The sequence below is a fragment of the Streptomyces sp. Je 1-332 genome (genome assembly GCF_040730185.1).
In the GTDB taxonomy this organism is placed as follows: domain Bacteria; phylum Actinomycetota; class Actinomycetes; order Streptomycetales; family Streptomycetaceae; genus Streptomyces.
Genome location: NZ_CP160402.1, coordinates 2,912,845 through 2,926,556 on the forward strand (window position 1 = coordinate 2,912,845; position 13,712 = coordinate 2,926,556).

A 13,712-nucleotide genomic window follows, 5' to 3' on the forward strand; every position below is an offset into this window, starting at 1 on the left:
GGGGGGATGCCGGTCGAGGCGCCGTGGGGGGTGGTGGCTTGGGGCCTACTTGAAGGCGGCGAACGCCTTCGTGAAGGCGAGCGGCTCCTGCTCGATCGACGAACAGGTGGGCTGCGCACCGTTGTTGGCGCCGCCCTCACAGGCCTTGTCGCGGGTCGAGGACCACATGTGCAGCCGGCCGATCCCCTTCTCCTCGGCGAACTTCACCAGTTCCGTGGCGTCGTCGACCTTGAAGATCTCGGTGGTGACGTCGTTGACGCCGATCATCGGGGTGACCGCGACGGCCTTCCAGGCCGCCTCGTCGGACAGGTCGAGGGCGCCCTTGATCTGCTTCTGCGTGGCGGTGGCCGCGTCGATGGCGTACTTGCCCATGTCGCCGCTGTAGGACGGGCCGTAGTCCATCGCCATGATGTTGACGGCGGAGACCTGCACGCCGTTCTTCTTGGCGTCGGCGACGAGGTCGACGCCCGGCTGGGTCAGGCCCTCGGGCATGACGGGCAGCGTGAACGAGACGTCCAGGCCCTCGTGCTCCTTCTGGAGCTGCGCGATGGCCTGCGCGCGGCGGGTGTTGGCCGCGGTCTCGGGAAGGGCCGCGCCCTCGATGTCGAAGTCGACCTTCGTCAGCTTGTACTTGTCGACGACCTTGCCGTACGCCTTCGCGAGCTCGTCGGCGCTGTCGCACTTGAGGCCGAGCTCGGAGCCGGCCGCGCCGCCGAAGGACACGCGTACGTCGCCGCCCTTGGCCCGCAGGGCATCGATCTGCGAGGCGACCTTGTCGTCGTCGAGCCCGGTGGTGCCGCCCCAGAGCGGCTCGCAGCTGCCTCCGGAGGTGATGAAGGCGAGGGTGAACTCCTTGACGCCGGTCTTCTCCGCGGTGTCGACGAGGTCGTACGCGGGGGCGAGGGACGTGTCCACGAAGGGGGAGAACTTGGCGCTCTCCGCGGCCTTGACGGTGTCCTGCGCGGGAGCCTTCGTCGCCAGTGCCGTCCCGGAGAAGAGGAAAGCGCCGCCGCCGACGAGGCCGGCGGCCACGAGCCCGCCTATGACCTTGGACTTGGTGCTCACCGTGCGTCGATGCGTACTGCTCATCGCGTGCCTGCCTTAGCTGTGCGGGGGGGTGGGGTGCGTGCAGCACGCTAGCCGCGCGGAGGCGGGACATTGCAGGCAATTGGGGCTCTGCACTGGAACTTAGGGTGGGCTTAAGGGAGCGATCGGGGCCGGTTAAAGGTCGCCGGGGAGCTGCGGGGTAATCGGGTGGGTGGGCGGGAAAATATCCGCCGCGAAGCGGCGGTTCAGGGGCTAGCGGACACTCGGGGCGCGCTTTCGGCGGCGTACAGCGGCACCCCGGTGCCCCCGCCCCCCGGCGACAGGCCGACGCCCGTCAAGCTGAATCCAAATCCGCACCTCCGTGCCGCCCAGCACGGACCGCCCGATGCGGACATCGCCACCGGTGGACTCCGCGAGCTGCCGCACGATGTCGAGCCCCAGGCCAGTGGACCCATCGGCCCCCGACCCCGCGCCCCGCGCCAACGCCGCCTCAGGATCGGCGATCCCCGCCCCCGCGTCCGACACCAGGACAATCACCGCATCCTCGCCACTGTGCACGTCCACCGCGAACGCCGCGCCCTCCCGCGTGTGCCGGAAGACGTTGCCGAGCAGCGCGTCGAGGGAGGCGACCAGCTCGGGACGCGCCACCGGGATCCACACCGGCCGCTCCACCCCCGCGACCCGCACCTCGCGCCCCTCGTCCTCCGCGAGCGCCGACCAGAAGGCCATCCGGTCCTGGATCACCTCGGAGGCGTCGCAGCCCGCGCCGGGGCCGACCGCGGCGGTCTGCGGCTTGGCGTCACGGGCGGTGCGGATGATCGTGTCGACCTCGCGCTCCAGCTTCTCCACCGCGATACGGGTCTGCTCGGCCGCTGGGCCGTCGCCCAGCGAGGCCGCGTTGAGCCGGAGCACCGTCAGCGGGGTGCGCAGGCGGTGCGACAGGTCCGCCGCGAGCTCCCGTTCGTTGGCGAGCAGCTGCACCACCTGGTCGGCCATGGAGTTGAACGCCACGGCGGCCAGGCGCAGTTCGGTCGGCCCCTCTTCCTGGACCCGCGCGCCCAGCTTTCCGTCGCCGAGCGACTGCGCCGCGCCCACGAGCCGCTTGGCGGGCTGCACCATGCGTACGCCGAGCCGGTCCGCCACCGCCACGGAGCCGATGATCAGGGCGACGCCGACGCCCGCGAGGACCAGCCACGCCGTGGTCACGCCGTTGCTGACCGCGCCCTCGGGCACGAAGATCTCGACCACGGCGATCTGCCCGGAGCTCAGCGCCGTCGGCTGGAGCAGCGCGAAGCCGCCGTCGACGGTCGCCGTCCGGGCCCGTCCCTCCTTGCGTGTGGTCTCCACCGCGTGCGCGTCCGCCCGCCGGTCGCCGATCTCCAGGGCGGGCGCCTTGCCGATGGGCGGCACATACACGGCCATGCGGCCCTCGCCGCCCGCCTCGGACGTGGCGACGGCCCGGGTCAGCTGATCGCGGTCGGTGGTGATGGAGAGCGTGGGGCCCATGCCGGCCGCGTGCCGCTCGGCGTTCGAGAAGGCACGGTCGCGCGCCATCTCCTGGATGACCAGGCCGAGCGGCACCGCGAAGGCGACCACGACCATCGTCGTGACGGCCAGGCACACCTTGACCAGTGCCCACCTCACAGCGGTGGCTCCAGCTTGACGCCGACACCCCGCAGCGTGTGCAGATAGCGCGGCCGGGCGGCCGTTTCGCCCAGCTTCCGCCTCAGCCACGACAGATGTACGTCGATGGTCTGGTCGTCCCCGTAGCTCTGCTGCCACACCTCGGCGAGCAGCTCCTTGCGGGGTACGACGACTCCGGGCCGCCCCGCGAGAAAGGCGAGGAGGTCGAACTCGCGCCGGGTCAGATCGAGCCGCGCCCCGTCCAGCTCGGCCTGGCGGCGCAGCGGGTCGATGGCGAGCCCGCCGACCCGTATCTCCCGGCTAGGCGGGGCCTCGCCCGCCGTGACGCGCGAGCGGCGCAGGACGGCGGCCATCCGGGCCGAGAGATGCTCGACGGAGAAGGGCTTGGTCAGGTAGTCGTCGGCGCCGTCGTTCAGGAGCCTGACGATCTCGGTCTCGTCGTCGCGCGCGGTGGCGATGATCACGGGGACGTCGGTGATCCCGCGCAGCATCTTCAGCGCCTCGGAACCGTCCAGATCGGGCAGACCGAGGTCCAGGATCACCACGTCGAACTGGAAATGGGCCACCTCGCGCAGCGCCTCGAGGGCGGTGCCGACGCTGCGCACGGTGTGCGATGCCTCGGTCAGATGCCGGATGAGAGCGGAGCGTACGAACTGGTCATCCTCGACGACGAGCACACTTGCCATGGGCGGCACCGTACGCCATATGAGTGACCCCGGTCCTCCTGGTCCTCCCCGGTCCTGCCCGGTCCTCCGGCGACGCCGACGGCTCCCGTGGTGCAGTATGGCTCGCGATGCGCAGAGGACTCATACACGCAATGGCCTGGTCGCTCGCCACGGGCGCGGCGGTCACGCTCTCCTGGTGGGGCGTCCACACCGTCATGGCGGGCACCGCCTACGACCCGCCGCGTGCCGTACCGCTCGCGTCCGACGGCGAGCGTGCCGAGCCGCTCTCCTCGTCCACGCACCGCGCGGACCCGACGCCGACCCCCTCGCCCTCGAAGTCGAAGAAGCCCTCGAAGTCGTCGAAGCCCCCCGAGAGCAAGCCCTCGAAGACCAAGTCCGCGAAGCCCAGCAGCCCCTCCGCTCCCGCTCCCGCACCCGGCAACGTGAAGAGCTACTCCACCGAGGGCGGCCGGGTCGTCTTCGACCTCGGCAAGGATTCCGCGACGCTGGTGTCGGCGACCCCGGCGGCGGGCTGGTCGGTGCAGGTGTGGAAGCAGGACACCTGGATCAGGGTGGAGTTCACCTCGGGCGCCGACAAGGTCTCGGTGTTCTGCACGTGGCACGACCACGCCCCGGCCGTAGAGATCAACGAGTACTGACCGGTCGGTTCGGCGGAACGACCAGACTTCGGAAAATCCGGCGGAACGTCCTCAGCGGACCGCCCTCAGCGAGCCGTCCTCAGCGAACCGGTCTCAGCGGAACACCGAGGGCGGCGGCGCCGGTGACGCCACCGCGCTCGCGTCCGTGACCGCCGCCGCTCCCCCGCTGAAGTCGATGAGCGCCCTGCCGTGCTCGACCCGTGCCGGATGCGAGTCCCCCGCGCTGCGCCGGGTCAGCTCGGCGATCGGCAGCGGCCGGTCGGAGCCGACGAGCACCGCGTTGCCGAAGCGCTTGCCGCGCAGCACCGCCGGGTCGGCGATGAGCGCGAGCTCCGGGAAGAGCGTGGCTGCGGTGGCGAGCTGGCCGCGCAGATGCGCGAGCGGCGGTCCGTCGGCGAGATTGGCCGCGTAGAGACCGCCGGGCTTCAGGACCCTGCGTACGTCACCGAGGAACTCGGCGCTCGTGAGGTGGGCGGGGGTACGGGCGCCGCTGAAGACGTCGGCGATGACGAGGTCCGCCCAGCCGTCCGCGATCTTCGCGAGGCCTTCGCGGGCGTCGGTGCCGCGCACCCGGACCCTCGCCTGCGGGTCCAACGGCAGTGCGCGGCGTACGAGTTGGATGAGCGCCGTGTCGCGCTCGATGACCTGCTGGGTGGAGCGCGGCCGGGTCGCGGCTATGTAGCGGGCGAGGGTGAAGGCGCCGCCGCCCAGGTGCAGGGCCTGGATGGGCTTGCCGGGCGGCGTGACCAGGTCGGCGACGTGGCCGAGCCTGCGCTGGTACTCGAAGTCGAGATACGCCGGGTCGTCGAGGTCGACATGGGACTGCGGGGCGCCGTCCACGAGCAGCGTCCACGCGCGCGGCCTGTCCCGGTCGGGCATCAGCTCGGCGAGCCCGCCGTCCACCTTCTCGACGACGGCTTCCGCCTCTTCCCGGGACCGCCTGTTCCTTGCCATCGGACCATTATCGGCGTACGCGCGGTGGGCGGCCCGATGACCTTGGGAGCACCGCCCCGTCGCGGGCTCAGCGGCAGTTGTCGGCGGCCTCGATGGTGCGGGCCGCCTGGCCGAGCGCCGCACGCAGGACGGCGGGGTCGGTGACCGGATCGGCCTCGTCGGGAGGCAGCAGCCAGCCGGTGCCCGCGACCGGAGGTGGCGGGGGTACGGGCTCCGGCTCGGCGTGCAGGCGCATGCCGCGCCCCGAGGTCTGCGTACAGGCGCTGCCCGGCAGGTCCCAGGCGTCGGCGGTGCCGGGCGGGACCAGGAAGCCGAGGGTGTCGCAGCTCCCGTCGTGCAGGACGGGGCCGACGGCGTCGCCCGCCCCGCGGCGCAGGATGTCGACGGCTTCGAGGCCCTGGCGGGCCGGGACCGTGACGAGATCGCAGCAGTCGGCAGCCTCCGCGGGGCGGGCGCCCTGCTGGGGTGGTGCGCTGCGGTCCTGGGTGGGCAGGTGCCGTGCCGTGGTCAGCGACGCCCGCGATTCGCCGTTCTCCACGCCGATCTCCAACAAGGGGACCCCTCCTCGCCAGGGTGGAAGCCGCGTCGCTCCCTCTCCTCATGGTTCAACGCGGGACGGCGTCAACAGCTACGGCGCAATGCCGCCGCAAAGGATGGCAGTTCATGGCGGATCGTGGGTGAGATATCCGGTTTGTAGCCAAACTCCGCGTGCCGTCCCCATCACAGCGGGTACGTTCGTGCTCCGCCGGAACAGGGGCAGCACCGTCGGATCCACAGGATTCGGCGCGATCCGGCACGATCCGTACGAGAGGGTCAGGCCATGGCGTCGTCACCGATGGCATCGTCAACTCCGTCCCCACGACCGAATCTCTCCTTCCGGCAGCTGCGCGGACAGCGCTCGCCGGGCGAGTTCGCCGCGCTGATCCGCAGGGCCGCTCGCGAGATCGGTGAGCGCGTCAGCTGCGACGCCCGGTACATCGGACGCGTGGAGGCGGGCGAGATCCGTTGCCCCAACTACGCGTACGAGCGGGTGTTCCTGCACATGTTCCCCGGCCGGACGCTGACGGATCTGGGGTTCGCACCCCGCTCCGCGGTGCGCGGACGGGGGGCGCGCACCGAGTCCGACGCGCCCGCGTCACACACCACGATCCAGCTGTATGAGTCTCCCCCGTCCGGGCCGGTGGGCCCCGAACTGCACGAGTGCGACCCGTACGAGATCCAGAGTCACGAGGAGATCGACGTGCGGCGTCGCGCATTCATGAGCGGTACGGCCACCGTGGCCGCCGCCTCTCTGGGACCCTTCGGGCTCGCGGAACCGAGCCCTGCCGAAGCCACCGCGCAGAACGGCGGCCGGGCCGGCGAGGCCGAGGCGACCGCGGTCGAGGAGGCCGTGCGCAGGATCCGGCTGCTCGACGACCGGCACGGCGCCGACGGCCTGTACCGACGCGCGGCGGCCCCGCTGCGGACCGCCTACGCGCTGCTCGACGCGGGCACCACCCGCCAGACGATGGCCGACCGGCTCTACACGGGCGCCGGAGAACTCTCCATCTCCGTGGGCTGGTTGGCACACGACTCGGGCCGCTTCGACGACGCCCGCTCGCACTACGCGGAGGCTCTCGCGACGGCCCGTATGGCCGGTGACCCGGCCCTGGAAGCACACGCCTTCTGCAACACGGCCTTCCTCGCACGCGACGCCGGGCGGCCCCGCGAGGCGGTGCGGGCGGCCCAGGCGGCGGCGCGGGCCGCCCGGCACCTCTCGTCGCCGCGGCTCCTCTCGCTCCTCGCGCTGCGGGAGGCCGGGGGCTGGGCGGGGCTCGGCGACCGGGCGGGCTGCGAGCGGTCACTGTCCCACGCGCACGCCCTCTTCGACCGGGGCCCCTCGGACGCCGACCCGGAGTGGATGACCTTCTACGGCCCCGGCGAACTGGAAGTCCTGGAGGCCCAGTGCTGGTCGGCGCTCGGCGACTGGGAGCGGGCCGCACGGCACGCGCGGCGCGCGGCGGGCATCGCGTCGGCGCAGACCCCGCAGTTCACCCGCAACATCGCCCTCTACACCGCGGAGCTCGCCGACGACCTGGCCCGCGCGGGCCGCCCGGACGAGGCGGCGACGGCGGGGATGCGCGTGCTCGGGCTCCTGGACGAGGTGCAGTCCTCGCGCATCCAGTCGATGCTCGCCACGACCGCCCGCGTGCTGCTCCCGCACCGGCGGGCCTCTGGTGTGTGCGGCTTCCTGGAGCGGCACGCTTCCCTGCCGCGGGCGGTGTAGCCGGCCCCCGCTCCCCCGGCGACTGCTGCTGCTACTGCTCCGCCAGGTGTCCGGTGTCGTTCCAGGATTCGATGGCCGGTTCGCCGTAGGCCCAGCCCAGGGTGGAGATCGAGGTCGGGTTGAGGCGGATGCGGGCGGCGAAGTCGATGCCGAGGCCGAGCCAGCGCGCTCCGATGGAACGCAGGATGTGCCCGTGCGCGAAGACCAGGACATCACGGTCCGCGCTGCGGGCCCAGGCCACCACCTCGTCGGCGCGGGCGGTGATCTGCTCCAGGGTCTCGCCCCTGGGGACGCCGTCGCGCCAGATGAACCAGCCGGGGCGTACGCCCTGGATGTCGGCCGGGGTCATGCCCTCGTAGGAGCCGTAGTCCCACTCCATGAGCGCGTCCCAGGTGGTGGCACGGTCCCCGAAGCCGGCGATCTCGCAGGTCTCCCGCGCGCGGGACAGCGGGCTGGTGCGCACCTCGACGCCCGGGAGGCCGTCGAAGGGCGCGCGGTGCAGGCGCTCACCCAGGAGCTTCGCGCCGCCCCGGCCCTCTTCCAGGAGCGGGACGTCCGTCCTGCCGGTGTGCTTCCCGGACAGGGACCACTCCGTCTGTCCGTGGCGGGCCAGCAGGATGCGCGGTGCCATGTCGAGCCTTTCCGAGCCGACAGCCGTCGGTGGAGACCATCAGGCCATCGGCTGCCATAGAGCGAATTCTGTGGACAGCGAACCGTCCGTACCCTCCATCATCACTCACGCACCCCGTCGCGATCACTCGTGCCCGCGAGGAGCAACCCGGTCGTCGATCTCTGCGTCTAAGACGACCGGGGACCGCCTCAGCGGGCTTTCGCGTACGCCGTAAAGTGAGGCGGCGGCGAACACCGCATGACCAAAGACAGATGGGGGACCGACCGGATGCCGCAGACCCACGCTCCGGGCACCGGGGGCATAGTCGGGCGCCGGCTTCGCTGGTGGACCGAGCTGCCGCTGCTCGTGCTGGTGTACGCCGCGTACTCGGCGGGACGGCTGCTGGCCCGCGGTGACGTGTCGGGCGCCGTCGACAACGGCCTGGACATACTCCACGTCGAGAAGCTCCTGCGCCTCAACGCCGAGCACCCGCTGAACCGTCTGTTCACCGACCACTCCTGGATAGGCGTCCCCGCCGACTTCTGGTACGCGTCCCTGCACTACCTGGTCACGCCCCTGGTCCTCGTCTGGCTCTTCCGCAGCCGCGCGGTCCACTATCGCGCCGCACGCGCGTGGCTGATGACCTCCACCATGATCGGCCTGATCGGTTTCACGCTCATGCCGACCTGCCCGCCCCGCCTGCTGAGCGAGGGGTACGGCTTCGTCGACACCATGGCGCAGTACAGCGACTTCGGCTGGTGGGGCGGCGAGGCGAGCGCGCCGCGCGGGCTCGGCGGCATGACCAACCAGTACGCGGCGATGCCGAGCCTGCACGTGGGGTGGGCGCTGTGGTGCGGGGTCGTGCTGTGGCGTCACGGGCGTTCGCCGCTGGTCAGGGCCGCGGCGGTGGCCTACCCCCTGATCACCACGATCGTCGTGATGGGCACCGCGAACCACTACTTCCTCGATGCCGTCGCGGGCGCAGCGGTGATGGGCGTCGGGCTGCTCCTCGTACGGCCGGTGCTGCGGGTCGCGGACCGGATGAAGGCCAGGGTCGGACTGCCGTTCGACGCCGCGCGGCCTTCGGCCGAGGTGCGGGCCGGGGCGCGGTCCAGGTCCTTCGCGGGCTCGCCCGCTGCCTCTTCCGCCCCGGATTCCTCACTTGTCAGTGGCGGGTGCCAGACTTCGACGGGTGAGCGAATTCCCCGGCCGCGACAGCGGCCTGCCGAGCCAGGCGCCGAGCCGAGTGCCCGCCCCGCCGAAGCGGGGGACGGCGCTAAGACAGCGGCTCGCTGAACTGCGCGGACCCGACGTGCCCGCGGCGCCGCTGGACGCCCGCGCGCTCGCGGCCCTCGCCGCGAATCCGGGGTGCAGGCGGCGCGCGCTGCTCGACGGCGCGGGTGTGGACAAGGCTGCGCTCGCCCAGTCGCTCGGCTCCCCCGCGCCCTTCGGTCAGTCTCAGTTCGCGTTCATGCGGGGCAATGCCTTCGAGGCGAAGGTCAAGGCGGACGGCGGCGCGGAGCTGCTGCGCCTGGTGCACGGCCGGCTCGGCGGCGGCCCGGAGCCCGTGCCGGGCGAGTCGTCCGTCCCCGACCTGGCCGCGGTGGGCCCCGAAGGCCGCGCGGCCCGCACCTCGCTGGCGCTGCGGGAGGCGACCGAGGCGACCGTCGCCACCGAGGAGGCGACCGAGGCGACCGTCGCCACCGAGGAGGCGACCGAGGCGACTTCGACGGGGGGCTGGACCCTCCTTGACCACCCCATGCTGGCGCTCGACGTCGCGGGGACGCCCGCCTTCCTCGAACCGGACGCGGTGGTGGTCCACCCCGACGGCAGCTGGACGGTCGTCGAGATCAAGTCCTTCCCGATGATCGACGGTTCGGCGGACGCGGCGAAGGTGGGCGCGGCGGCGCGCCAGGCCGCGGTGTATGCCCTGGCGCTGGAGCGGGTCGCGGCGCACATGGACCCCGCGCCCCGCATCCGGGACCACGTGCTCCTGGTCTGCCCCAAGGACTTCTCCAACCTCCCCACGGCTTCGGCGATCGACGTCCGCAAACAACTCTCGGTGGCGAGGCGCCAGTTGGCCCGCCTGACCCGCATCGAGGACATCGCGGCGGCGCTCCCGGAGGGCACCACCTTCGACGTGAACCGCCCCGCGCCCGACCTGACGGCGGCGGTCGAATCGGTCCCCGCGACCTACGCCCCCGAGTGCCTGGCCGCCTGCGAGCTGGCCTTCCACTGCCGCGAACGCTCCCGCGACGAGGGCTCGGTGACGTCCCTGGGCCGTTCGGTGCGGGGGGAGCTGGGCAGCCTGACGACGGTCGAGGACGTCCTGTCCGCGGCCACCGGCGCCTCGGGCGACCCCGCGGACCCGACAGTGGCGGCGCTGAGGAGAGCGGCGGCACTGCGAGCCGAGGCGTTGGCTGGCGGGGGCGCCTCGGGCGGGGCGGGGGGTCCGGAGTGCTGACGCCTCCACGACCCGGCCGCCACGCGAGGCGTCGCACCCCCGGGGCATGCATGGCTGCACGGGGGTGCGGGGGCGCTGGGCGCTGCCCGGGTCGGGACGGGGCGGTGTTCTCCGTCGCCCGCACCACTGCACGGCGGCGGTTGCCGCTTTTCTCCCACCCGCCCACCCGCTCTGGAGCCTTCGGGCGGGCGCACGTCGCTCGCGTCAGTGTCCCGCGGCTGCCGTCGCCTTTTCTTCGGTGCGTGGAGGGTGCCGGGTGATCGGGTGGGTGGGTGGGGGAAATCCGCCGCGAAGCGGCGGGGCAAGGGACGGCGGCCCGCAGCCGCCGACGAACCACACACCGCAAAAGCCCAGCGCAGCGGCCCCGCAGGGGAGGACGGCAGCCCGATGTCACTGATCGACAACCTCGCCCGCCTGGAGGCGGTGGCAACAGGCCGAGCCCAGCCAAGAGCAACGGCCCGGCACCGCCACCTCTCCCAGCGCCCCCTCGTCCTCGTCCCCCTCATCACCGCCGGCGAGGCAGGTGCCCCGCTCGGCGCGCTCGTCGGGACGGAGCGCACCTCGCCCCGCCTCCTCGTCGTACCCCAGCCCCGCGACCGCGACCTCCGCTTCACCTTCCTGGCACAACTCGCGGACACCGTCCTGGAGTACGTCGACTCGTTCACGGACGACGTCGAGGCGGCGGAGCGCAGCGAGACGGACCCGGAGACCGGCAAGCGGGTCAGGGTGGAGGTCGAACTCTGCTCGGAAGCCCCGCAGTTGATCGTCCCGAGCCGCGCCGGCATCGACTTCGTACGGCTCATCGGCCGCTCGACCCGCTTTCGCCGCACCGCCGAGCAGGACCCGGAGACGCCGTACCCCGCCCCGCCCCGCGTCCCCCTCCTCGGCCGCTGGCTGACCCACTTCGGGGAGCGGGCCCGCGTCCCCGGCTCCTCGCTGCTCGTCGCGATGACCGAACTGCTCTCCCGGCACTGGGCCACCGGTCAGTCCAGCCTGGAGGACCAGCACCTCGGCGCCCTGCTCGCCTGGATCGAGGCCCCGGAAGGAACATCCGGGGCCGACGCCGCGCTCCGCGCCGAGCTGGCGCGGGACGCGGGCGGCCAGCTGCTCTGCCCACCCGCGGGGCCCGCCACGGACCCGGCGTTCGACAACCACCTCCTCGCTCCGGCCATCGAGCGCTACGACCGCGCGCGCGGCGCCCTCGCCACCGCCGAGGACGGCGTCCAGTCGGACACCCGTCTCGCCGAACTCGCCGCGGCCGAACGGGAGATCCGTTCCCTGATCGAGAGCAGGACCCGCCCCACCTGGGACGCGGTGTGGCGCGGCCTCGACGCGCTCTGCACGCTCCCCGAGGCCCCCCGCGCCGCCGACCGCTGGACCCGCGACCGCTGGTCGTTCACCGGCCACCGCGACCGCGTGACGGCGGGCGAACCCCCGCAGCCCCGCAGGGACGACGCGGTCACGGCGGCGAACAAGCTCGCCACGCGCGAGCGCGAGCAGGCCAGGCTCGAAGCCCAGGAAGCACTCGACGACCCCCTGGTGATGGCGGGCCGCCGGCTCGCGGGCGAGGCCTTCGCCGGTGAGGTGACCGAGGTGGTCATGGCGTACAGCGAGAGCAGGAGTCCGAGGCCACGCCCGCTGGTCACCGTCCGCACGGACGACCGCCCGCACCTGGCCGAGCGCGTGAAGGTGTACCGCTCGCTCCAGGGCAAGCCGCAGACAGCCGAGTTCGTGATGTACGAGGCGGAGGGCGGCGGCGCTTCCGTCGTGCTGCGCATTGTCGACAAGATGGGCCGCGGCAAGGAGGCCGAGCCCGGCTCCGTGCCGGAGAAGGGCGACCGGATCTGCTGGACCCTCTTCGAGCACGAGCAGCGCGGCGGACCCAAGCTCCCCGACCCCGAGGAGACGCCGTGGACCCACGGCGGCCCGCCGGGCGACGCCGCCGAGCGTCCTGACCCCGTGACGCCGGAGGACACCCTGTGAGTCCGACCGCTCCCTTCGACCGCGCTTCGTTCGACCCCGGCGCGGCGGCCACCCGGGCCACGGACGCGATCCTGCACGACACGCTGCACGGCGCGCACCGCGGCGTCGTCGTCGACTCGCCGCCCGGCGCGGGCAAGTCGACGCTCGTGGTCCGCGCGGCCCGTGAACTGGCCGCCGCAGGGCGCCCGTTGATGGTGATCGCCCAGACGAACGCCCAGGTCGACGACCTGATCCTGCGCATCGCCGAGAAGGATCCCGAGCTGCCGGTCGGCCGTCTGCACAGCAGCGACCCGGACGCGTACGACAAGGCCCTCGACGACCTGCCCTCCGTCCGTACGTCCACGAAGGCCGCCGACCTCGCCGGGCTCGACATCGTGGTGTCGACCGCGGCGAAGTGGGCGCACGTCGAGGCCGGCAAGCTCGACGCGCCCTGGCCGCACGCGATCGTGGACGAGGCGTATCAAATGCGCTCGGACGCGCTGCTCGCGGTGGCCGGGCTCTTCGAGCGGGCCCTGTTCGTGGGCGACCCGGGGCAGCTCGACCCGTTCTCGATCGTGGGCGCCGAGCAGTGGGCCGGCCTCGCGTACGACCCCTCGGCGAGCGCGGTGACGACACTCCTCGCGCACAACCCCGAACTGCCCCAGCACCGCCTGCCGGTGTCCTGGCGGCTTCCGGCGTCGGCGGCCCCGCTGGTCTCGGCCGCGTTCTATCCGTACACGCCCTTCCGCAGCGGCACGGACCACGGCGACCGGCGGCTCAACTTCGGTGTGCCGTCGGATGGTTCGGGGCCGGACCGGGTGATCGACGAGGCGGCGGACTCGGGCTGGGGCCTGCTCGAACTGCCCGCGCGGAACACGCCGCGCACCGACCCCGAGGCCGTACGCGCGGTGGCCCAGGTCGTCCGGCGCCTCCTGGACCGCGGCGGCGCGGCCACGTCGGAGCGCGGCCCGGAGCCCACTCCTCTGACGGCCGACCGCATCGCCGTCGGCACCGCGCACCGTGACCAGGCGGCGGCGGTGCGCGCGGCCCTCACGGAACTCGGCGTCACGGACGTCACGGTGGACACCGCCAACCGGCTCCAGGGCCGCGAGTTCGACGTGACGGTCGTGCTGCACCCGCTCTCCGGCCGCCCGGACGCCACCGCGTTCCACCTGGAGACGGGCCGCCTCTGCGTCCTGGCATCCCGCCACCGCCACGCCTGCATCGTGATCTGCCGCGCGGGCGTCAGCGAACTACTGGACGACCACCCGTCGACGGAACCGGTCCAACTGGGCGTAACGGTGAAGTTCCCGGACGGTTGGGAAGCGAACCACGCGGTACTGGCCCGCCTGGCCGAGCATCGCGTGGCGTGGCGCCCGTGACATCCCACACCCCCTGGCCGCCGGAGGGCGGCGGGAAGCCCCACACCCCTAGGCCCCCC

11 protein-coding genes and 1 pseudogene are annotated in these 13,712 nt (G+C 72.9%); 6 read left to right on the forward strand and 6 right to left on the reverse strand.

Annotation, left to right across the window (positions count from 1 at the left end; genetic code table 11):
* Positions 1 to 45 precede the first annotated feature (45 nt).
* From ABXJ52_RS13335 to ABXJ52_RS13345, 3 genes and pseudogenes are all read right to left on the reverse strand, one after another.
* A pseudogene (locus ABXJ52_RS13335) lies at positions 46 to 933 on the reverse strand (chitinase); the annotation flags it as partial.
* Between the two features lie 366 nt (positions 934 to 1,299).
* Positions 1,300 to 2,691, reverse strand: a complete 1,392-nt coding sequence (locus ABXJ52_RS13340; protein WP_367042137.1) for a HAMP domain-containing sensor histidine kinase — start codon at positions 2,689 to 2,691, stop codon at positions 1,300 to 1,302.
* The gene (locus ABXJ52_RS13345; RefSeq protein WP_367042139.1) at positions 2,688 to 3,377 is read right to left on the reverse strand and encodes a response regulator transcription factor; all 690 of its coding nucleotides are present in this window, start codon (positions 3,375 to 3,377) and stop codon (positions 2,688 to 2,690) included. The genes ABXJ52_RS13340 and ABXJ52_RS13345 overlap by 4 nt, the downstream gene beginning before the upstream one ends.
* A 107-nt stretch (positions 3,378 to 3,484) precedes the next feature.
* On the opposite strand from ABXJ52_RS13345, the gene ABXJ52_RS13350 reads away from it, so the two are divergent.
* Positions 3,485 to 4,015, forward strand: a complete 531-nt coding sequence (locus tag ABXJ52_RS13350) for a hypothetical protein (protein WP_367049030.1) — start codon at positions 3,485 to 3,487, stop codon at positions 4,013 to 4,015.
* 93 nt (positions 4,016 to 4,108) lie between these two features.
* Here ABXJ52_RS13350 and ABXJ52_RS13355 read toward each other — a convergent pair whose 3' ends face one another.
* Positions 4,109 to 4,969 carry a fused MFS/spermidine synthase gene (locus tag ABXJ52_RS13355; protein ID WP_367042141.1) on the reverse strand — a complete coding sequence of 287 codons (861 nt, stop codon included), beginning with the start codon at positions 4,967 to 4,969 and terminating at the stop codon, positions 4,109 to 4,111.
* A 67-nt stretch (positions 4,970 to 5,036) separates the two neighbouring features.
* Complete coding sequence (locus ABXJ52_RS13360) at positions 5,037 to 5,522, reverse strand: hypothetical protein (RefSeq protein WP_367042142.1); 486 nt, start codon at positions 5,520 to 5,522, stop codon at positions 5,037 to 5,039.
* Between the two features lie 267 nt (positions 5,523 to 5,789).
* Between ABXJ52_RS13360 and ABXJ52_RS13365 the strand changes: the two genes are divergently transcribed.
* Positions 5,790 to 7,235, forward strand: coding sequence for a tetratricopeptide repeat protein (locus tag ABXJ52_RS13365; RefSeq protein WP_367042144.1), 1,446 nt, complete (start codon positions 5,790 to 5,792; stop codon positions 7,233 to 7,235).
* A gap of 31 nt (positions 7,236 to 7,266) precedes the next feature.
* Here the strand turns inward: ABXJ52_RS13365 and ABXJ52_RS13370 are convergent, their stop codons facing one another.
* On the reverse strand, positions 7,267 to 7,866 hold the full coding sequence (locus ABXJ52_RS13370) for a histidine phosphatase family protein (RefSeq protein WP_367042146.1): 600 nt from the start codon (positions 7,864 to 7,866) through the stop codon (positions 7,267 to 7,269).
* 267 nt (positions 7,867 to 8,133) lie between these two features.
* On the opposite strand from ABXJ52_RS13370, the gene ABXJ52_RS13375 reads away from it, so the two are divergent.
* The 4 genes from ABXJ52_RS13375 to ABXJ52_RS13390 all read left to right on the forward strand — a co-directional run bounded on the left by ABXJ52_RS13375 (position 8,134) and on the right by ABXJ52_RS13390 (position 13,653).
* The gene (locus ABXJ52_RS13375; RefSeq protein WP_367049032.1) at positions 8,134 to 9,141 is read left to right on the forward strand and encodes a phosphatase PAP2 family protein; all 1,008 of its coding nucleotides are present in this window, start codon (positions 8,134 to 8,136) and stop codon (positions 9,139 to 9,141) included.
* On the forward strand, positions 9,092 to 10,309 hold the full coding sequence (locus ABXJ52_RS13380; RefSeq protein ID WP_367049034.1) for a hypothetical protein: 1,218 nt from the start codon (positions 9,092 to 9,094) through the stop codon (positions 10,307 to 10,309). The genes ABXJ52_RS13375 and ABXJ52_RS13380 overlap by 50 nt, the downstream gene beginning before the upstream one ends.
* A gap of 387 nt (positions 10,310 to 10,696) precedes the next feature.
* Entirely contained in the window at positions 10,697 to 12,292 is a 1,596-nt protein-coding gene (locus tag ABXJ52_RS13385; protein WP_367042148.1) for a hypothetical protein, read from the forward strand.
* Complete coding sequence (locus ABXJ52_RS13390) at positions 12,289 to 13,653, forward strand: AAA domain-containing protein (RefSeq protein WP_367042150.1); 1,365 nt, start codon at positions 12,289 to 12,291, stop codon at positions 13,651 to 13,653. The genes ABXJ52_RS13385 and ABXJ52_RS13390 overlap by 4 nt, the downstream gene beginning before the upstream one ends.
* Positions 13,654 to 13,712: the final 59 nt, after the last annotated feature.

What these genes read in the sequence shown, in the direction of transcription:
- ABXJ52_RS13345 (WP_367042139.1), bottom strand. Translation starts at nt 3,377, where the DNA reads ATGGCAAGTGTGCTCGTCGTCGAGGATGACCAGTTCGTACGCTCCGCT.
- ABXJ52_RS13350 (WP_367049030.1), top strand. Translation starts at nt 3,485, where the DNA reads ATGCGCAGAGGACTCATACACGCAATGGCCTGGTCGCTCGCCACGGGC.
- ABXJ52_RS13355 (WP_367042141.1), bottom strand. Translation starts at nt 4,969, where the DNA reads ATGGCAAGGAACAGGCGGTCCCGGGAAGAGGCGGAAGCCGTCGTCGAG.
- ABXJ52_RS13365 (WP_367042144.1), top strand. Translation starts at nt 5,790, where the DNA reads ATGGCGTCGTCACCGATGGCATCGTCAACTCCGTCCCCACGACCGAAT.
- ABXJ52_RS13370 (WP_367042146.1), bottom strand. Translation starts at nt 7,866, where the DNA reads ATGGCACCGCGCATCCTGCTGGCCCGCCACGGACAGACGGAGTGGTCC.
- ABXJ52_RS13375 (WP_367049032.1), top strand. Translation starts at nt 8,134, where the DNA reads ATGCCGCAGACCCACGCTCCGGGCACCGGGGGCATAGTCGGGCGCCGG.
- ABXJ52_RS13385 (WP_367042148.1), top strand. Translation starts at nt 10,697, where the DNA reads ATGTCACTGATCGACAACCTCGCCCGCCTGGAGGCGGTGGCAACAGGC.